Annotated in this window: 16 protein-coding genes and 2 pseudogenes; 5 read left to right on the top strand and 13 right to left on the bottom strand. The window is 71.6% G+C overall.

What is annotated here, in order from left to right:
- Positions 1–14: 14 nt before the first annotated feature.
- The 9 genes and pseudogenes from BGP73_RS00900 to BGP73_RS00865 all read right to left on the bottom strand — a co-directional run bounded on the left by BGP73_RS00900 (position 15) and on the right by BGP73_RS00865 (position 8,129).
- Complete coding sequence (locus BGP73_RS00900) at positions 15–1,133, bottom strand: CapA family protein (protein ID WP_069811282.1); 1,119 nt, start codon at positions 1,131–1,133, stop codon at positions 15–17.
- Between the two features lie 133 nt (positions 1,134–1,266).
- The gene (locus BGP73_RS00895; protein ID WP_306303443.1) at positions 1,267–1,755 is read right to left on the bottom strand and encodes a hypothetical protein; all 489 of its coding nucleotides are present in this window, start codon (positions 1,753–1,755) and stop codon (positions 1,267–1,269) included.
- An 86-nt stretch (positions 1,756–1,841) separates the two neighbouring features.
- Positions 1,842–2,849 (bottom strand): carbohydrate ABC transporter permease, encoded by a 1,008-nt coding sequence (locus tag BGP73_RS00890; RefSeq protein ID WP_079127098.1) that lies wholly within the window; start codon positions 2,847–2,849, stop codon positions 1,842–1,844.
- A complete protein-coding gene (locus BGP73_RS00885) occupies positions 2,846–3,814 on the bottom strand; it encodes a carbohydrate ABC transporter permease (protein ID WP_069811281.1) in 969 nt (322 codons plus the stop codon). The genes BGP73_RS00890 and BGP73_RS00885 overlap by 4 nt, the downstream gene beginning before the upstream one ends.
- Entirely contained in the window at positions 3,811–4,659 is an 849-nt protein-coding gene (locus tag BGP73_RS00880; RefSeq protein ID WP_306303442.1) for an ABC transporter substrate-binding protein, read from the bottom strand. Before BGP73_RS00880 ends, BGP73_RS00885 begins: the two co-directional genes overlap by 4 nt.
- A 121-nt stretch (positions 4,660–4,780) precedes the next feature.
- Positions 4,781–5,086, bottom strand: a pseudogene (locus tag BGP73_RS23810) (extracellular solute-binding protein); the annotation flags it as partial.
- Between the two features lie 93 nt (positions 5,087–5,179).
- Positions 5,180–5,881 (bottom strand): cupin, encoded by a 702-nt coding sequence (locus BGP73_RS00875; protein ID WP_069812027.1) that lies wholly within the window; start codon positions 5,879–5,881, stop codon positions 5,180–5,182.
- Between the two features lie 68 nt (positions 5,882–5,949).
- Positions 5,950–6,885: a PmoA family protein gene (locus tag BGP73_RS00870; protein WP_069811279.1), complete on the bottom strand. Its 936-nt coding sequence runs from the start codon at positions 6,883–6,885 to the stop codon at positions 5,950–5,952.
- Positions 6,882–8,129 (bottom strand): Gfo/Idh/MocA family protein, encoded by a 1,248-nt coding sequence (locus BGP73_RS00865; protein ID WP_079127097.1) that lies wholly within the window; start codon positions 8,127–8,129, stop codon positions 6,882–6,884. Before BGP73_RS00865 ends, BGP73_RS00870 begins: the two co-directional genes overlap by 4 nt.
- Before the next feature lie 230 nt (positions 8,130–8,359).
- On the opposite strand from BGP73_RS00865, the gene BGP73_RS00860 reads away from it, so the two are divergent.
- The 3 genes from BGP73_RS00860 to BGP73_RS00850 all read left to right on the top strand — a co-directional run bounded on the left by BGP73_RS00860 (position 8,360) and on the right by BGP73_RS00850 (position 12,869).
- Complete coding sequence (locus tag BGP73_RS00860; RefSeq protein WP_069811277.1) at positions 8,360–9,496, top strand: LacI family DNA-binding transcriptional regulator; 1,137 nt, start codon at positions 8,360–8,362, stop codon at positions 9,494–9,496.
- A gap of 347 nt (positions 9,497–9,843) precedes the next feature.
- Positions 9,844–10,668, top strand: coding sequence for a sugar phosphate isomerase/epimerase family protein (locus tag BGP73_RS00855; protein ID WP_069811276.1), 825 nt, complete (start codon positions 9,844–9,846; stop codon positions 10,666–10,668).
- A gap of 347 nt (positions 10,669–11,015) precedes the next feature.
- On the top strand, positions 11,016–12,869 hold the full coding sequence (locus BGP73_RS00850) for a glycoside hydrolase family 3 protein (RefSeq protein ID WP_069811274.1): 1,854 nt from the start codon (positions 11,016–11,018) through the stop codon (positions 12,867–12,869).
- A 336-nt stretch (positions 12,870–13,205) separates the two neighbouring features.
- Here BGP73_RS00850 and BGP73_RS00845 read toward each other — a convergent pair whose 3' ends face one another.
- The 3 genes from BGP73_RS00845 to BGP73_RS00835 all read right to left on the bottom strand — a co-directional run bounded on the left by BGP73_RS00845 (position 13,206) and on the right by BGP73_RS00835 (position 16,949).
- The gene (locus tag BGP73_RS00845; RefSeq protein ID WP_069811273.1) at positions 13,206–14,108 is read right to left on the bottom strand and encodes a geranyl diphosphate 2-C-methyltransferase; all 903 of its coding nucleotides are present in this window, start codon (positions 14,106–14,108) and stop codon (positions 13,206–13,208) included.
- Positions 14,109–14,113: 5 nt separating this feature from the next.
- Positions 14,114–15,424, bottom strand: a complete 1,311-nt coding sequence (locus BGP73_RS00840; protein ID WP_069811271.1) for a family 2 encapsulin nanocompartment cargo protein terpene cyclase — start codon at positions 15,422–15,424, stop codon at positions 14,114–14,116.
- A gap of 112 nt (positions 15,425–15,536) precedes the next feature.
- Positions 15,537–16,949 (bottom strand): family 2B encapsulin nanocompartment shell protein, encoded by a 1,413-nt coding sequence (locus tag BGP73_RS00835; RefSeq protein WP_069811269.1) that lies wholly within the window; start codon positions 16,947–16,949, stop codon positions 15,537–15,539.
- A 320-nt stretch (positions 16,950–17,269) separates the two neighbouring features.
- Here BGP73_RS00835 and BGP73_RS22440 point away from each other — a divergent pair.
- Both BGP73_RS22440 and BGP73_RS00830 read left to right on the top strand, forming a co-directional pair.
- Positions 17,270–17,419: pseudogene (locus BGP73_RS22440) on the top strand (MFS transporter); the annotation flags it as partial.
- Positions 17,420–17,833: 414 nt separating this feature from the next.
- Positions 17,834–18,628, top strand: coding sequence for a GNAT family N-acetyltransferase (locus BGP73_RS00830; RefSeq protein ID WP_069811267.1), 795 nt, complete (start codon positions 17,834–17,836; stop codon positions 18,626–18,628).
- Here the strand turns inward: BGP73_RS00830 and BGP73_RS00825 are convergent.
- Positions 18,595–19,065 carry a hypothetical protein gene (locus tag BGP73_RS00825; protein WP_069811265.1) on the bottom strand — a complete coding sequence of 157 codons (471 nt, stop codon included), beginning with the start codon at positions 19,063–19,065 and terminating at the stop codon, positions 18,595–18,597. The genes BGP73_RS00830 and BGP73_RS00825 overlap by 34 nt on opposite strands.
- Position 19,066: the final 1 nt, after the last annotated feature.

The raw sequence follows: 19,066 nt of genomic DNA, 5'->3' as shown, positions 1-19,066 counted from the left end.
ACGGTACGGCTGACTCACCGGCCCCGCACGGCGGTCGCCGCTCGGAGCGCGCCTTCCGGCGCCGGGTCGATGACCAGGCCCGGGCTGATCCGGCCGAGCGTCGCCCGCAGCCATGCCCGGTCCTCCTCGGCGGCGGCCTCGAGCCGCATCCTTCCGGCTCGCAGCGGCACCATCCGCAGGTCCACCAGCCGCCCGGTATCCGCCTCGACCGAGGGGAAGTAGGCGAGCCGCAGGTCGTCGCGGTACTCCTCGAAACCGGAGATGCCCTCGTAATCGTCGATGAAGTCCCCGCAGCCGTAGAGGATCAGCCGGTCGCGGTACACCTCGATGGGCCGGGGGTGGTGCGAGGAGTGCCCCTGGACGACGTCGACGCCGCCGTCGACCAGTGCGCGGGCGAAGCGGGTCTGCTCCCGGGAGACGCCGTACCCCCAGTTGGATCCCCAGTGCACGGAGACGACCACGATGTCGCCCGGACGCCGCACCCGCCGGACGCGTTCGACGGTGGCGGCGGCGGCCGCCGCCGTCGGCAGGGGGACATAGGCGACACCGGCCAGGTCCGCCGTGGCCGCCCAGTCCGGCGGTACGCCGCTGGACCCCATCGCCAGGCAGAACACCAGAACGCGCGGGCCGTCCACGGTCGGGCACACCGCGGGCGCGTACGCCCTCTCCGCGTCCCGGCCGGCCCCTGCCGTCCCCAGTCCCGCACTGCTCAGGGCGTCAAGCGTCTCCCGGAGCCCCGTACGGCCGAAGTCGAGCGTGTGGTTGTTGGCCAGGACGCAGACGTCGGGGCGCGCCACGCTCAGGGCGGGCAGGTTGGCCGGGTGCATCCGGTAGTGGACCTCCTTCCCCGGCGCGAACTCGTCACTCCGGGTGACGGATGTCTCCAGATTCACGATGCGCACGTCCGGGGCGGCCGCCGCCAGTACCCGCAGGGCCTCGCCCCATGGCCACGCCGGTGGGACGGGGGCCGGGATCGGGCCGTTCGCCGCCTCCGCCAGTGCGACGTAGCCCCGGGCGTCGCCCATCCCGACCTCCCGCAGGGCCGGCTCGCCGGGGCGCGGGAGGATCTGGTCGACGCCGCGACCCAACATCACGTCGCCGCAGAGGAACAGGGTCACCACGCTGCCGCGCATACTTCCAGCGTATTGGCCTGACGGCAGTCCGGCACGGCGCTTGTCCAGCGCCGGCACTCCGGGCAGCCACCTTCGAAAGCGACTTCCCACCGGCTGAAGCCCGGTACCCGGGGACTACGGGACAGTCCTCGGATCAGGTGGCAGGACGGCGGCGGTCCACGTCGTCGGATCGCCGCCGGAACCGGAGTTCCACCGCGACGAGCGCCAGCGCCAGCGGCCCGGGCAGGAGTGGCAGCAGCGGTGGCAGCATCCAGCCGCAGACCGCCGCGGTGGCCAGCGCGAGCAGGACCAGGCCGCTGCCCGGCAGGTCCCGGTGGGCGCGCCCCGCAGCCTCCCGCACCGCCCGACGCCAGCCGAACCGCGCGCTCTCGGCCTGCGCCGGGGCGGCGCAGGCGCGCAGGGCCACCACCGTGCCCCCGGCCGCGACTGCTGCCAGGGCGAAGGCGAACGGACCGGCGCCGGGCAGCCCGGTCCCCGTGCTGGTCAGCGCCGCATCGGCGGTCAGCAGCAGCACGACCGCCAGGAAGACGGCACCGGCCGCGGCCTCCCGGCCCGGTGCCCGCCGCAGTCGGGCGCCGAGCGCCTTGGCGTAGCGCCCCGCGCCCGCCGGCTCGTCGAACAACTGCCGGCGGTGGAGCAGCCGGCAACCGGTGGCGAGCGCGGCCGGAGCCGTGACCAGCGGGATGCTGCCTACGGTGACGGCGGCCCCTAGGACCAGTACGTCGGCGAAGAGTTCGAACCGGGGGCCGAACAGCTCGCCCCGCTCCCGAGCAGGTGAACCGGTGGTTCCGGCGGTGTCCAGCGGGCTCCCCCCTTGATTCCGGAGTTGGCCATGCCCTCGACCAGGAAGCGTTGGAAAGCGAGGAAGAACAGCACGATCGGCAGCAGCGCGAACACCGACATCGCGAACATCGGGCCGAAGGCGGACTGGCTCGAGGAGTCGACGAACGCCCGCAGGGCGAGGGTCAGGGTGAACTTCTCCGGCTCGAAGAGGTAGATGAGTTGGGTGAAGAAGTCGTTCCACGTCCAGATGAAGGTGAAGATCGCGGTGGTGATCAGGGCCGGCCGGGTGAGCGGCAGGATGATGCTGAAGAAGCTGCGGACCGGGCCGCAGCCGTCGATGCGGGCCGCCTCTTCGAGTTCTTCGGGCAGTCCGCGCATGAACTGCACGATGAGGAAGACGAAGAAGGCGTCGGTGGCGAGGAACTTCGGCAGGATCATCGGCCAGTAGGTGTTCACCATGCCGAGTTGGTTGAAGACGATGTACTGCGGGATCAGCACCGCGTGGTGCGGCAGCATGATGGTGGCGATCATGAACGCGAAGAGCGGGCCGCGCATCCGGAACCGCAGTCGGGCGAAGGCGTAGGCGGCGAGCGAGCAGCTGACCACGTTGCCGAGCACCGCGCCGCCGGCGATGACCAGCGAGTTGGAGAGCAGCCGCCAGATGGAGACGCCCTCCAGGCCGTCCATGGCGGTGGCGTAGTTGCCCCACTCCAGCCGTCCCGGGAGGAGCCGCAGGCTGGCCACCACCTCGTCGGCCGGCTTCAGCGAGGTAGCCAGCAGCCAGGCGAGCGGGTAGAGCATCACCAGCAGCGCCGCGACGCAGCCGGTGTGCAGGGCGATCCGGCCCCAGGGCAGGGGCTTGCCCGGCCCCCGCCGGGCGGCGGGCTCGTTCGACGGGGTCGCGGGCGCGGTCCCAGTGGCGGCGGTATTCATCGGCCCCCCTCGTTGGCGTAGAAGACCCAGGAGCGCGAGGTGCGGAAGAGCACCGCGGTGACCAGGCCGATGGCGGCCAGCAGCACCCAGGCCATGGCGGAGGCGTAGCCCATGTGCGAGGCCGTGAAGCCGCGGTCGTAGAGGTACAGGGTGTAGAAGAGCGTCGAGTCCGCCGGGCCGCCCCTGCCGCCGCTGACCGCGAAGGCCGGGGTGAAGACCTGGAATGCCTGGATGGTCTGGAGGACGAGGTTGAAGAAGACGATCGGGGAGAGCATCGGCACGGTGATGGAGCGGAACTGCCGCCAGCGCCCCGCGCCGTCCACGGACGCCTGCTCGTACAGCTCGGTGGGGATCTGCTGGAGGCCGGCGAGGAAGATCACCATCGGCGCGCCGAACTGCCAGACCGTCAGCAGTGCGACGGCGAGCAGCGCCCAGCCCGGCTGGTTGACCCAGCCGCCGGTGTGCACGCCGACCCGGGAGAGCATGTCGTCGACGGTGCCGCCGTCGTTGAAGACGGCCCGCCAGACCAGGGCGATGCTCATCGAGGCGCCGAGCAGCGAGGGCGCGTAGAAGGCCGAGCGGTAGAAGCCCTTGCCCCGGCGGATGGACTTCAGCGCCAGGGCGACGACGAGCGCCAGCGCCAATTGGAGCGGCACCGCGATGGCCACGTAGAGCAGGGTGGAGGCGACCGAGCGCCAGTAGCGGGGGTCCTCGGTGAACATCTGGGTGTAGTTGCGCAGGCCCACCCAGCTCGGCGGGTCGAACATGTCGTAGTCGGTGAAGGACAGGTACAGCGATACGGCCATCGGCAGCAGGGTGAGGACGACCGCGCCGAGCACCCAGGGGGAGAGGAAGATCCAGGCCGCGCCGGGGTGCCGGTTCCGGGCTCTCCGGGTTCCGCCGGTGCGGCTGGGGGCGCCTTCGCCGCGGGTATCCGCGGGCGTGGTTCGAGTCGTGGTGCTCATTGCCGCAGCTCCGCCTCTGCCTCGGTGATGAACTCCTCGGCCGCCTCGCGTGGAGTTTTCCGGCCGAAGATCACCTGGTCGTAGTCGCGTTGGAAGGTGGACTGCAGGGCGTTGTCGCCCTTGGGCGGGGCCGGTGGGGGCGGGTCGAGCCGGCCCTCCAGCCCCTGCTGGTAGGCGGCCACCGTCCGGTCGAAGCCGGCGAGTTCGGGGCGGAGCTTCTCCCGGAGCGCGTCGTTGGCCGGAATGCCGCGGCTGGCACCGAGGATCTCCGCCGCCGCCGGGTCGTTGACGAGGAAGTCGACGAGGGCGACGGCCTCCTCAGGGTGTGTGCTGTTGGCGCTGGCACCGACGAACATCGACGGCTTGTAGTACTGGCCGGGGGTGCCGTCCTCCCCGACCGGTGCCGGGGCGAGCCCGACCTCCTCCCCGATGACGGCCTGGAAACCGCTGGCCGGTGCGTCCCAGTTGACGTCGGTGAGGGCTTGCAGCCTGCCGAGCGGGGTGTTCTCCACCGAGCCGTCGAGCTGGGTGGTCTGCTGTGCGCTGCTGACCACGCCCTCCCTGCGGAGCGCGTCGGTCATCTCCCACCACTCGGCCAGGTCCGCGGCGGTGAAGCCGAGCCGGCCGTCCGCGGTGTAGAGCGCCTTGCCGCGACCGCGGAGCCAGATCTCGAACCAGTCCTCGGCGTGGCCGGGGTCGACACTGCCGACCTTGCCCGAGGCCCGGGTCAACCGGCGCATGGCGTCGGCCCACTCGGCCCAGGTCCAGTCGCCCCGGGGCGGCTGGACCCCTGCCCGGCGCCAGGCCTTCGCGTCGTAGACGACCGCCTGCGAGCCGCGCCCCATCGGGATGGCGTACTGGGTGCCCCACCGCCCCGGTCTTCAGCAGCCCCTTGTCCATGTCGGACGTGTCCAGGCCCTTCCGCCCGCCCAGATCGAGCAGCACCCCGGAGTCGGCGTACTGGTTGATCTGCCGGTAGTCCAGTTGCATCACGTCCGGGGCGTCGCCGCCGGCCGCCTGGGTGGCGAGCTTCTGCTTGTACGTCTCGTAGCCGGCGTACGAGGTCTGCACCTCGACGCCCGGGTGGCGCTTCTCGAACAGCGCCACCGCCTTCGCGGTGCGCTCGGCCCGGTCGGGGTTCCCCCACCAGGAGAATCTGAGGACGGTCTGGCCGGACTCGCCGGCTCCTGCCGCGCCGCAGCCGGTGAGTCCGGCGGAGAGCGCGAGCGCGGCGGCGAGCGCGCAGCACGCCTTTGTCGAGGAACCGCGCATGGCCCACTCCTTTTCGAGGTCTGTGCCGGTGGTCTCGTTCCTGGATGCGGACCGTTCCGCGGGTGCGGGACGGTCGGCCGGGGTTCCCGCCGTTCACTCCCCGTAGTACGGGAGCGTGGTTCCCGGGAGTTCGTACTCCGCCCGTCGGCCGCACATGCCGTAGCCGTCCCGTCGGGAAGGCGTCGCGGCCCGGACCCGGGCCTGCTCGAGGTGGTCCGGCACACCCTGGCCGAGGGCGGTGATCTGCTCGCCGGTGCGTTCCGCGGCGGCGAGCGCGCCGGCCCGCCACAACGCCTTCCAGCCGGCCGCCCTGGGGGCGACGAGCGCGGCGGCGGCCCGGTGCAGTTCCCGGAGCGGGCCCCGGTCCCCGGCCTCGGCCGCCGTGCGCAGGGCGAGGTAGCCCTCGACGGCGAGATCCCGCCGGGCCCGGGCGGCGGCGGCCCGCTCCTGACCTTCGGGGAGCCGGGCCGCGGCCGCGTAGCGGTCCGGATCGGCGAGCACCTCCGGGGGAAAGGTGAAGACCGCGTCGCCGGCCTCCGGAAGGCCGCTGTTCTGCATCAGCACGGTCACCCGGAGGCCCTCGCGCTGCACCATCCGGTGGACGGTGCCGGGGGTGAACCAGACGACGGCGCCGGGCTCCAGCTCCGTCTCCCGGTAGCCGCCCGGGGTCAGCGTCTGCACGGCGCCGCGGCCGGCGGTGACCACGTACGCCTCGGTGCAGACGAGGTGGAGGTGCGGGCTGCCGCCGCACACCCCGTCGGCCGCCTCCCAGTCGTAGGGGGTGATGTGTGACATGCCGACCGCGCCGGGCAGCGGGTCGGGCAGTGCCGGGGGGCCGCCGTGCCGCCCGGCCGCGCCGCGGCTCACCACGGGTGGCTCCCGAGGTAGGACTCGACCCGGTCTCGGTCCCACTCGCCGTCGGCGACCACCACCCGGTAGCGGTAGGCGAAGCTCTCGCCCGGCCGCAGTTCGAACTCCTCGAAGAAGGCCCAGGAGAAGGCGACGGTCGGGGTGGGTTCGGAGCGTACGAACCAGTGCGACTCGTGGATCGCCTCGGCGTTCTCCGGCGCGTGGGCGAACAGCAGCGTGCTGCTGGCGTCGGTCCCGTCGTGCACGCCGGTGAAGGCCAGCCAGGGGGCCCGGGTGCCCATCATGTCGGCCGCGCCCGCCTCGGCCCGTCCGCCGCGGCCGCCGGGGCCGAGGACGTCGCCGCCGGTGAAGTCGCGCGGACCGCGCCAGTGCAGGCCGGTGTAGCCGGCCATCTCCCGGCCCGCGGTGGTGGGCGAGCCGAAGTGCAGCGGTTCGGAGCGGGTGTTGGTGAGCCGGATCGACCAGTCCAACGCCCAGCAGCCCTCGGTCGGCTCCACCGAGTGCACCTCGATGGTGCGCCGCTCTCGCGCCCACTCCGCGCCGCCGTTCTCGATCCAGGTCAGGGCCTCGGTGAAGGCGAGCCGGTCCGGGGCGGCCCGGAAATCGTCGAAGCCGTCGTGGCGCATCCAGCCGACCCGCTCGTGGATCGGCTGGTAGCCCTGGCCGTGGATGTACGAGTTGCCGCCCCAGAAGTTCTGCCCGGACAGGTGGCTGGCGGTCATCTGGAGACCCTTGTGCCAACGGTGGTCGTTCGGCCGGTAACCGCTGACCGGGCTGTCGGCGAGGGTGCGCAGCGGGTGCACGTAGGGCTTCCGCGACTCGAAGGCCACCGGATCGGGCCGGTAGACGTAGGCCAGCAGTTCGACCCCGCCGGAGGTGACGGAGATCCGCTCGCCGTGGGTGTGGGTGACGGTGATCGGTGCGCTCATCGGTGTCCCCTCGCGGTGGCTTCGGCCGGCTCGTCCGCGGGAGCGGCCTGGGGCGGCGGCGCGGCGGCTGTCCGGGCGCCGCCGCCGACCGCCGGGCCGGGCCCGGGCTCGGCGGCCGGGGCCCAGTCCGGGTGGCCGCCGTGCATGGCCGCGTAGTACGGGTCGCCGGGCACGATCTCGCCGGCCCGCACCGTGGCACCGGTGAAGGCCGCCTTGTAGAGCGCGGCGAGGAACTCCACGGTCCGGCGGGCCTCGTGGCCCGAACCGGGCGGTGGGGTGCCGGCCCGGATGGCGGCGAGCATCCCCGCCAGCTGCGCGGCGTGGGAGCTGGGCCGGTCGGCCTCCGGGGTGCGCCAGGCACGCACCCGGGCCTCGTCGGCGGCGATGTGCGGCGCCGGGGTGTAGACCCAGTCGTCGTTGCGGTGCCCGTACAGGTGGGTGAGTTCGACGGTGGCGTCTGCGCAGTCGATCCGGATCCGGCTCACCTCGTCCGGGGAGAGCACGCTGTTGACGACGGTGGCCATGGCGCCGCTCGCGAACCGGACCAGCGCCGTGGAGACGTCTTCGCTCTCCACCTGGTGCACCAACCGCCCGGCCATGGCGCGCACTTCGGTCCAGTCGCCGAGGAGGTGGAGCAGCAGGTCCATCTGGTGGATGCCGTGGCCCATGGAGGGCCCGCCGCCCTCGGTGGACCACCTACCGCGCCAGGGAACCTCATAGTAAGCGTTATCGCGATACCAGGTGGTCTGGCAGTGGGCGACCAGTGGAGCGCCGAGCCGTCCCGCCGCCAGCAGACGGCGGGCGTGCTCCGCACCGGAGCCGTAGCGGTGCTGGAAAACCACGCCGGCGTAGGGGCCGCCCGTCCCGCCGGCCTCCCGGGCGCCGGCCTCGGCCGCGGCTATCCGGTCGAACTCGGCGAGCGAGAGGCACAGCGGCTTCTCGCAGAGCACCCAGGCGCCGGCACGCAGCGCGGCGACCGTCTGCTCCTGGTGGAAGGCGGGTGGGGTGCCGATGAGCACCAGATCGGGGCGGTGTGCGGCGAGCATCTCGCCGAGCCCGGTGTATCCCGCCACGGCCTCCCCCGTCACGGCGCGGAAGGCCGACAGCCGCTCCTCGTCCACGTCGACGGCGGCGACCAGTTCCACCTCTGCGGAGTGCGCTCGCAACGCCGGCAGATGACTCCCGGTCACGATGCCCCCGGTGCCGACGACCGCGGCTCGGAGGCTTCGGTTCCCTGCGGGCATACAGGTACGCTCCTTCGGCAGACCACGGAAAGCGCTTGCTGCGAGGGACCTTAGGCAGTGCTCGAATGTAAGAACAAGGGGTCGGGTTGTGAAGAACCTGTACCCCTCCACCGGCGGATACCGGGGGTGAGAACATGTCCCCCGGCGGGGTCGTCCGGCCGGTCTCCCGGCAGATGCGCCCCGACCGCGCCTCGACAGGGGGAGGAGTCGTTCATGACCTGGAGTGCGACATGGCAGTGACCCTGGCCGACGTGGCGGCTCACGCCCGGGTCTCCTCGGCCACCGTCTCCCGCGTGCTCAGCGGCAACTACCCGGTCTCCGAGGCGACGCGCTCCCGGGTGCTGCGCGCCGTCGAGGAACTCGACTACGTGCTCAACGGCCCGGCCAGCGCGCTCGCCGCCGCCACCTCGGACCTCGTCGGCATCCTCGTCAACGACATCGCCGACCCCTTCTTCGGCATCATCGCCTCGGCGGCGCAGTCCGAGATGGGCGGCGGGGCCGAGCAGGGCGGCGAGAAGCTGGCGGTGGTCTGCAACACCGGGGGCTCCCCCGAGCGCGAACTCACCTACCTCACACTGCTCCAGCGGCAGCGCGCCGCCGCCGTGGTGCTCACCGGCGGGGCCGCCGAGGTGCCGGAGCACGCCGACGCGCTCGCGGCCAAGCTCCACCGGCTCGCCGCCGCCGGCACCCGGATCGTGCTCTGCGGAAGGCCACCGCTGCCCGAGGCCGCCCAGACCCCGCGGACGGGGAGAGGGCGGGTCCGTCCGGCCGACTCCGCCGACCACGCCCCGGAGTCGAGCCGGACCGCCGTCACCCTCGCCTTCGACAACCGCGGCGGCGCCCGGCGGCTGACCGAGCATCTGCTCAGCCTGGGCCACCGGCGGATCGGCTACGTCGCCGGCCCGGTCGACCGAACCACCACCCGGCACCGGCTGGAGGGCCACCGTGCCGCACTGGCCGCCGCAGGACTCTCGGAGGGAACCGAACGGCTGACCGTGCACGGCTCCTTCGACCGCTCCTCCGGCTACGACGCCACCTTGGAACTACTGCGCAGGGACTCGGAGCTGACCGCGGTCGTCGCCGCCAACGACACGATCGCGCTCGGCGCCTGCGCCGCACTGCGCGACCAGGGGAGGCGCATCCCCCAGGACGTCTCGGTGGCGGGCTTCGACGACCTGCCGTTCAGCGTGGACGCGGTGCCCGCGCTGACCACCGTGCGGCTCCCCCTGCACGCCGCGGGCGCCCGCGCCGGACGGCTGGCGATGGGACGGGAGACCCCGCCTCCGGGAGGCGTGGCGACCATCGGGGCCGAGCTGATGGTCCGCGCCTCCACCGCCCCTCCCCCTCATCCTGACCGGACGCCGTGACCGGAAGGCCTTGCCCGCCGGGAAACGGCAGGAGGCAGGTGGTCGGAAGGGAGCGCCACGCCGACGGGGGAACCGGAACGGCGCTCCCGCATGACGGCACCGACCACGGCGTAAGCTCCTGCCTAAGGGTTGTCCCGTAATCCCCGGTGGATCAGCGCACGGCGTCAGCTGCGGTGCATCGCAAGGCGGAGGGACGTCCCGATACCGGGCGTATCGGGACGTCCCGACAACACGGCGAGGTGCCGTAGCCGTCGTCGTGCGCCCACCAGGGACCACGGGACAACCCTTACCGTCCGCGCGGGCCACCGGCTGCCGCCGCAACGTCTCTGGCACATTCTGGAGCGATCTTGAAATTCGCCTTCTCGACCCTCGGCGTCCCGGGTATGCCGATCCCTGATGTGGCCCGGCTGGCGGCGGAGAACGGCTACCACGGGGTGGAGCTGCGCGCCCACCCGGAGGAGCCGGTCCACCCCGGTATCGGACTCCTCCAACGGGTCGATGCGGTCGAGGCGTTCAAGGAGGCCGGCGTGGAGATCCTCGCCGTCGCCGGATACGCCCGCGCCGCCGAACCGGGGGACGACGAGCCGGTGCTGGAGGAGTTGCGCGCCCTGCTGCGGCTGGCCCGTGACCTCGGCGCCCCCTTCGTCCGGGTCTTCCCGGGCGGTGAGGGGCAGTCGCTGGAGGAGGCCGACGCGACCGCGGCCCGGCGGCTCGCGGCGGTCGCCCCCACCGCCTCCGACATGGGCGTACGACTGCTCCTGGAGACACACGACTCGCACCGCCGGGGTGAGGACGCCGCCCGGGTACTCGGGCTGGTCGGCCACCGCAACGTCGGGGCGGTCTGGGACGTACTGCACACCTGGCTCGGCGAGGAGGAGCCCGCCGCCTCGCACGCCGCGCTCGCTCCGTACCTGGGCTACGTGCAGGTCAAGGACGTCGCCTCGCGCGAGGACACCACCCCGCTGCCGCTCGGCGCGGGGGTCCTGCCGCTGGCGGAGTGCCTGGCGCTGCTCGACCAGGAGGCCGGCGGGGCCACCTCCCGTACCGAATCCGGCGGCGGCTGGGTGTGCTGGGAGTACGAGAAGCGCTGGCACCCGGAGGCCGCGGAGCTGCCCTCGCTGCTCGGACCGGCGCGGGACCACCTCTCCTGGCTGCCGGCCCGGGCGAGCTGACCCACGAGGCCGTCAGGGGCGGCCGCCCCGGCGCGTCCCACCGCTGATGCCCCGGGCGTGGTCCCGCACGGGATGGCTGAGCCCCGTCGCATCCCGGCGGAGTCCTGTCACGGTCGTCTCCGATTGCCCCAAGACCGGGCACGGACAACCGCAGACAGACCCGGGCAGGCCGGTTCCCGACCATTGACCGGAACTAACTTTCCCTATATCCGTAGCTCCTTGGAAGTTTTCTTCAGCCAGTAGCGTCAAGCCCGGCTGCGCCGACCGGCACCACACGCGGATCGGCATCCGGCGCCTGTCGCTCCCCCACCGCACGTCTCGGACGTGCGCCGGCTCAAGGAGCGCGAGTGCAACAACCCACCTCCCGCCGCACCCTGCTCACCGCCACGGCGGCAGCCGCCGCGGCCTGTGCCACCGGCGCCGCCGGCACCGCCTGGGCGGCCCAGCCCGCCGCCGGCCGCGGCAGACGGACCGCCCTGCGCCGACTCATCGCCGGGATGAGCCTGGAGGAGAAGGTCGGCCAACTGTTCGTGATGCGGGTCTACGGCGCTTCCGCCACCGACCCCGACCCGGCCGACGTCGCCGCCAACCAGGAGGAGATCGGCGTCTCCGACGCCGCCGAGCTGATCTCCCGTTACCACGTCGGCGGCATCATCTACTTCGCCTGGGCGAACAACGTCCGCGACCCGCACCAGATAGCCGACCTCTCCAACGGCATCCAGCGGGCCGGGTTGGCCCAGCCCACGCCCGTGCCGCTGCTCGTCTCCACCGACCAGGAGCACGGCACCGTCACCCGGGTCGGGGCGCCCGCGACACTGCTGCCGGGCGCCATGGCACTGGGAGCGGGCGGCTCCCGGGCCGACGCCCGCAAGGCCGCGGCGGTGTCCGGCACCGAACTCGCCGCGATGGGCATCCGGCAGACCTACGCACCGGTCGCGGACGTCAACGTCAACCCGGCCAACCCGGTGATCGGCGTGCGCTCCTTCGGATCCGACCCGGACGCGGTCGCCCGAATGGTCACCGCGCAGCTGACCGGATACCAGGGCGCCGGGGTCGCCACGGCCGCGAAGCACTTCCCCGGGCACGGCGACACCGGGGTGGACAGCCACTACGACCTGCCGGTCATCACCCACAGCGAAGAGGAGTGGGAACGGCTGGACGCCCCGCCGTTCAAGGCCGCCATCGCCGCCGGCATCGACTCGATCATGACGGCCCACCTGCTCTTCCCGGCGCTGGACCCGGCCGACGACCCGGCCACCCTCTCCCGCCCGATCATCACCGGCATCCTGCGTGAGCGGCTCGGCTACGACGGCGTGGTCGTCACCGACTCGCTCGGCATGGCCGGAGTGCGGCAGAAGTACGGCGACGACCGGGTGCCGGTGCTCGCCCTGAAGGCCGGTGTCGACCAGCTGCTCAACCCGCCGGACCTCGACACCGCCTGGAACGCCGTCCTCCAGGCAGTGAAGGACGGCGAGTTGGAGGAGGCCGCGATCGACCGGTCCGTCCTGCGCATCCTGGAACTCAAGGCCAGGCGCGGACTGTTCGAGCAGCCGTTCGTCACCCACCGGGGCGTGGACCGCACCGTCGGCATCGGCAGCCACCTGCGCAGCGCCGACCAGATCGCCGGGCGCACCACCACCCTGCTGGTCAACGAGGCGGCCACCGGGCAGCGCCGAGCGCTGCTGCCGCTCGCCCCCCGCAGGCAGCGCGACCTGCTGGTGGTGGGCGTGGACCCGGCGGCGCCCAGCGGCACCGGTGGCCCGCCGACCCAGGTGCTCGCCGAGGCCCTCACCGAGTTGGGCTTCACCGCGGAGGCGCTGTCCAACGGCTCCTCGACCAGCCCGACCCAGGAGCAGATCGACGCGGCGGTCGCGGCGGCCGACGGCAAGGACGCCGTCGTGGTGCTGACCAACAACGTGACCGGGAGCTCCTCGCAGCGCACCCTCGTCTCGGCGCTGGCGGCGACCGGGGTTCCCGTCGTGCACCTCGCCATCCGGAACCCCTACGACATCGCGCAGTTGCCGACCGGTAGCTTCACCGCCTCGCTGGCCAGCTACTGCTGGACGGATGTCGAGATCCGGGCCGCCGCCCGGGTGCTGGCCGGCAAGGTCCGGCCGACCGGCGAACTGCCGGTGCCGGTGCCGAGCGCCGAGGACCCGTCGGAGGTGCTCTACCCGGTGGGGCACGGCTTGACCTACTGAGGCTCCGCCCGCCGCGGAACGGCTCCGGCGGGTGCGCTCCGCGGACGGCCGGAAGTCCTGGTAGTGGATCTACCAGGGCTTCCGGCCAACACGGCGAGCGCCCGCCGCCGGGCACCGTGACGGTCAGGCATCGCTGGACGCGGCACCGGACCGGCCGTTCCGGTCCCCGGGGCGAGGGCCCGATGACCGCGGGGATGCACACCCATGACGCGAGCGCCGGGCTTCTCACGTGTCAGTGTGTTCGGCTCGGCGTCCCACCGCTTTCCACTGCTCCGGCATGGACCGGGCTCTCAAGGGGTGCTGGCCGGGGAGGGACGGTCCCCCGGGAGCGGAAGGTCAGACTCGGTCGGCTGCGATGAGGAGGTACTGGAAGGAGCCATCCTTGTAGGAGTTGATGAACGCGTCCTCAATTCCCGTGACCAGCGACGACGTTGCCCGCAGCTCCCAGTAGGGCAGAGTCGCGGGGGTGACGTCGACGACGGCCTGCGGCACGAGGCGGTTGTCGGCCATGGCACGCAGGTACTCCCGGCGCGAGTGGATATTGCACTCGAAGTGCGCGTTGATCTGGGAGACCCACTTCGAAGGCTGTCCGTAGCGCGGGTTCCAGCAGCCGGTGATGGTCACGTAGCGACCGCCGACCCTGAGGATGCGGGAGTGTTCCGCGAAGAGGTCCTGCAGGTCGACGTACATGGTCGACTCGTTGTTCCAGGAGGCCGCGGCCCGCCCGGTCTCGAAGGGCGTGGAGAGCATGTTGCAGACGCGGGCGCGTACGTGGTCCTGGATGCCGAGTTCGCGGGCGCGCCGATTGGCGAACTCGGCCTGCCTGGCCGAGAGCGTGACGCCTTCGACGTGGCATCCGAAACGCTGGTGCGCCATCACCATCGAGCCACCGCGCCCGCAGCCCGCGTCCACCACCATGTCTTCGCGCCCGATGTCGCCGAGGTGGCCGAGCAGGTACTCGGCCTGCGCCGACTCCAGCCGGTGAAGCTCGGCGATCAGCTTCTTCTCGCTCTCACTGTCCTCGGGATCGCCGAGCGCGGCGTGGTCGACCTCACCGATGCCGTAGTGGTGGTGGTAGAGACCGTCGACATCGCCGAGACGCAGGTTCACGGGCCGGGCCTCGCCGTCCCAGTAGCGGGCGATGTCCCTCTGGTAGGGAGTCGCCGGACCGGGGATGGGAAGAGGGGCGTCGGTGGCGGTGCGTGCGGTGCTGGTCGTGCTGGTCACAGATGAGTCCATTCTTCCTACCAGAAGTCGGGCAGGCTGTAGCGATAGGTGTTGGTCTGGTGCCAGTGGTGGTTTCCGTCGACCCAGGCGGCCACGCCCCGCAGGAAGCGCTGCACGGCTGGGACGGGACAGTCGGCGGCGAGGGCGGCGGCGTTGGTTTCGAAGTCGTGCATGAGGTCGTTGTGGACCTCGATCGACTTCAGATAGGCGTCCCGGTCGGAGAGGCCCTCACGTTCGGCGATCACGACGGGCAGGTTCAGGTGCCGGCCGGGAGCGTCGAGTTCCTTGGTGTACGAGTACAGGTCGTTCACGATGGTCGTCGCGTTTCCCGCGAGCGCGATGACCTTCTGCATGGCGGTCTGGGCATGCAGGTCCGCCGGCAGTTCGTAGCCCCCGACAGTGTCGGTGATGGTCGGGCAGGGGCGGAAGTTGTTGAACTGGCGCATCGCCAGGTATTCCCACACCTCCGGTACCCGTTCCATCTGGGCCCAGGCGGCTTCGGCGAGGTACCCCAGGTGAAGCCGGGCCATGTCGTGCCGGTATCGGTCGCTCTGCGAGGGGCTGGCTGCTTGGTCGAAGTAGCCCATGGCCGAGCGGTAGGCGCGCCGAGGCGCGTCCGCATGGAGCGAGTTCGCCCATGGCGCCTGGTACTCGTCCGTGGTGTACAGGGGGTCGAGAGCGGTGTGCGCCAGCAGAAGGCGTTCGCCGAGGCCGACGGGCGAGCCCCCGTGGTCCTCGCAGTAGCAGTCGTCCACCGCGTTCTCGGCCACCATCAAGCGGGTGGCGATCATCAGGTGGTCGACGGTGGGGGCGTCCGGATGGCAGCCGACCATGTAGCGGCCCACGGAGAAGCCGTCGAACTGCTCCTCCCAGTCCTTGGGATACAGGGCGACCTCGTCCAGTGCCCAGGACTTGATCCTTCGGCTGACCTCTTCGACCCGCACCGGGTCGGGCTCGGCCACCGGGTGGTGGTAGAGGCCCGGGACCGGTCTGCCCTCAACCGTCGCTGCCGACGGCTCCGAAGGGGGCGGCGGTTGCTCCCGCGGCATCAGGCGGAGCCCCGCCGTGCCCAGGCCGCTGGGGCCGCGCAGGATCCGTTCCAGGCCGTGGGCCGGCGCCGGCAGCCCGGCTGCCGGGCTATCGGGGAGTGGCGGTGCCGGCACGGAAACCACATGCGGTACGGGCACCGACGGAGCATGGGGTGGGCCGCCGGTGACCGCCTTGATATCGCGGGCACGGGCCGCGGCTTCAGCGAGGACGTCCGCCCCGAAGCGGGCGGTGGTCTCCGGCAGGGTCGATTGTGGTGGTGGCGGCTCAGGCGCCGGCATCGATGACTCCTCGGTGGGGTGGGCGTCGTCCAGGCCCTCTCGGGCGTGCGCGACCGACCCGAAGGGCCCGGAGCCTCCGGGATGTCGCACCACGCCGTGCGAGCTGGCCCCGTTACCTGGGCCAGCGGGCGATCTGCACGTTCTCCAGGACGCCGACGGCGTCCGGCACGAGGATGGCGGCGGAGTAATAGGTGCTGACGAGGTAGGAGGTGATTGCCTGCTCGTTGACGCCCATGAAGCGGACCGACAGACCCGGTTCGTACTCGTCCGGCAGACCCGTCTGATGAAGACCGATGACGCCCTGGTTGTCCTCGCCGGTACGCATGCAGAGGATGGAGCTGGTCTTCTCCTTCGTGACGGGGATCTTGTTGCAGGGAAGGATCGGAACGCCGCGCCAGGCCGGGACCTGCTGACCACCGAGGTCGACGTGGTCCGGATAGAGCCCGCGCGCGTTGAACTCACGCCCGATCGCCGCGATGGTCTTCGGGTGCGCGAGGAAGAACTTCGACCCGCGACGGCGGCAGAGCAGCTCGTCCAGGTCGTCCGGGGTCGGCGGGCCGGAGTGCGTCTGGAGGCGCTGTTTGAAGTCGGCGTTGTGGAGAAGGCCGAACTCCTTGTTGTTCACAAGCTCGTACTCCTGGCGCTCGCGCAGTGCCTCGACAGTGAGCCTGAGTTGCTCCTTGGTCTGGTTCATCGGCTCGTTGTAGAGGTCGGCGACTCTCGTGTGGATCCGCAGAATGGTCTGCGCGACCGAGAGTTCGTACTCGCGCGGTTTCAGTTCGTAGTCGACGAACGCGCCCGGCAGCTCGTGCTCGCCGGTGTGGCCGGCCGACATCGCGATCTCTGCCTCGCCACGGTGGTTCTGCCGTTGGCGGGGAAGCGACGTGATCTCCTCGACGTGCTCCCGCAGGCCCGGCGCGGTGGACAGCACGGCCTCGAAGTCGGCGCGCGACAGGGTGAGCAGGGTGCCCGAGGTCTCGGCGGTGGCGGTGTGCTGCCACCGGGCGTCTCCATCCAGGAGGGCGTGGTCGCCGAACCGGTCGCCGTCGGCGAGTACGTCCAGGGCGACCTCGTGGCCGTACTCGCCGACGGCGGTCTGGCTGATGCGGCCGTGGGCGATCAGGTGGAGCTTGTCCGCGGGCGCACCGCGCTCCACCAGCGTCTCGCCGGCCCGGAAGTCGTGTTGGCGGCACCGATCGGCGAGGGCGGTCAGTACCTCCACGTCGTCGAAGCCGCGCAGCGGGGCGAGTTCACCGAGCTCACGAGGGATCACGCGGACGTCGCTGCCTTCCTGGACGAATTCCACGCGGCCGTCGCCGACGGTGTAGGTCAGGCGACGGTTCACCCGGTAGACGCCGCCCTTGGTCTCCACCCAGGGGAGCACCCGCAGCAGCCAGCGAGAGGTGATCTCCTGCATCTGCGGAGCGGACTTGGTTGTGGTGGCGAGGTTCCGGGCGGCCGCCGTGCCGAGGCTGGCCTGCTGGGCCGGCTCCGGTCGTGCTTCCGGGCTCGAGTCAACAGTCATCGGGCGAGCTCTCCTTGTTCAGCGAGGTGACGGCATACCATGTCGGCCTTGTCGGGCAACGGGAGGAAAGGCAGGATCTGAAGGAGAACGCGCCAAGATCCCGGTGAACGACGCTAGTGGCCGCTATGCCCCGTGGACCATGGAAAATCGGCGGCATTAACTCGATCCGCTGATCGCGCCCGCGTGATGTTTGCCCAGGTACCGACGGGATTCAGCCTCGATTGGGCGGCGCATCTGGGAGTTCTAGACTGCCTGCCGTGCCATCCGGTCCAGAGCGCATAGAAGCTGGGAGGCCGTCAGGCACAGTTCGCGTGACACCCCTGCGGATCGCCGCGTTCCGCCGTTTCGTGCTCGCCAACCTCATCTCGGCCACCGGCTCCGCGATGGCACCCCTCGCGTTGGCCTACGCGGTGATCGGACAGGGCGGAGGAGCCGGAGCACTCGGTGTGGTCCTGGCCACCAACGCCCTCGTTCAACAGCGTTGGTGAACGGCTCGCCATGCCGTTCGGTTACCTCATCACGGCGTTCGCGTCACATGCGTTCAGCAACCGGGCGGTGCTTCTGCTCTGCGCCTGTGTCATCGCGGTGGCCACGCTGGCGAACCTGTGCGTTCGGGATGTTTACCGCATCAACCGCCGCGAGGGTCCGTCCGGATCGTGAGTGGTGGGCGGCGGACCGCGCTCCGGGGTTCTTGCTGCCCCGGCCCGAAGCGCGGAGGCGGCCAGTGCCACCGATTGTGCGGTGATGGCCTTTGGCGAAGGCGTCTTGCTCCCCCCCCTGGCGGATCTCCGTGGAGCATTGACGCTGTTGTCGAGGCGATGGGAGCGGAGCCCGCGCGGAGAAAACCGTTGGCCACGTGACCACCCTCGTGCTGGGGTGGCCGGATGGACCACGGAGGAGTACGCGCCCTGTTCGACCGCCAGATGAGGCGCCTTGCCAAGGCTGACCCCGGAACCCGCGTCGAACTGACCGGCGGGGTGGTGCGGCAGATGGGTGCTGAGCACGACTGGAACGGGATCCTCTGGTCGGACCTGGACGCCGCCTCGGCGGCCGCGGCGATCGCCGAGCAGGTGCGGCACTTCACGCAGCTCGGACTGGAGTTTGAATGGAAAGTCTACGCCCATGACCAGCCCGGCGATCTCGGGCGACGCCTGCGGGCGGCGGGGTTCGCCCCCGAACCCGAGGAGGCGCTCATGGTCGCCCCGGTCCGGGACCTGTCCACCGAGGTCGCGCTGCCCGAGGGTGTCCACCTGTGCCCGGTGACCGACTCGGCCGGAGTGGAGCTACTGGCGACGGTTACCGAAGAAGTGTTCGGAATCGACGGCGTTCGTGCGCGTCAGCGGCTGCTCACCCAGTTGGATCGGGGCCCCAAGAGGGTCAGCATGACCATCGCTATGGCCGGCGATCTGCCAGTGTGCGGGGCTCGGTTGGAACTGATCCCCGGCACGGAGTTCGCCGGCCTCTGGGGCGGTGGCACGGTCTCCGCCTGGCGGGGTCGCGGCATATACCGGGCTCTGGTCGCCCACCGGGCCCGGATCGCCGCCGGACTCGGGTACCGCTACCTGCAGGTCGATGCCTCGGAACAGAGTCGCCCGATCCTGCGACGTTTGGGGTTCGTCCAGCTGAGCACCACCACCCCCTACCGCTACCGGCCCGGGGCGCTGTCGAGCCAGGCGTAGGCGAGGCCGGTGGCCACGGCGTAGACGGTGTGGTGCAAGGCGTCCGTGCCGGTGGCCGAAGCGCCGTACTTCCACACCGGAGCACCGACGCCGAGCGCCGGAAGCACCGCCTGTTCCGCACCCCACACCGCACCGAGGTGGGCCGCGGTCGCGGCGGGCGCCGACATCCCGGTCAGGGAGAGCAGGCCGCGGGCGATCCCCCAGCCGGTGCCGTAGCCCCAGTGCGCCATCGAGTTGAAGCGCGTCCGGCCGCTCTCCGTGGGTTCCACGCCCGCCACCGTGGCGGCGGCATCGGCCGGTGCGCTGCTCGCTCCCCGTTTGTTCAGTCTGGCTTCCACGGTGCTGGACACGGTCATCGCCGCCGTGCCGGCCAGCCCCGCGAACAGGCCGCGCCCGACCACATCGGCCAGCGTCCGGATCGTGGCTGCTGACGTCATC

Origin of the sequence: Streptomyces sp. TP-A0874, assembly GCF_001748085.1 — a bacterium.
GTDB lineage: Bacteria > Actinomycetota > Actinomycetes > Streptomycetales > Streptomycetaceae > Streptomyces.
Note: the sequence above shows the minus strand (reverse complement) of the source record. Positions and strands in the feature narration are given on the sequence as shown.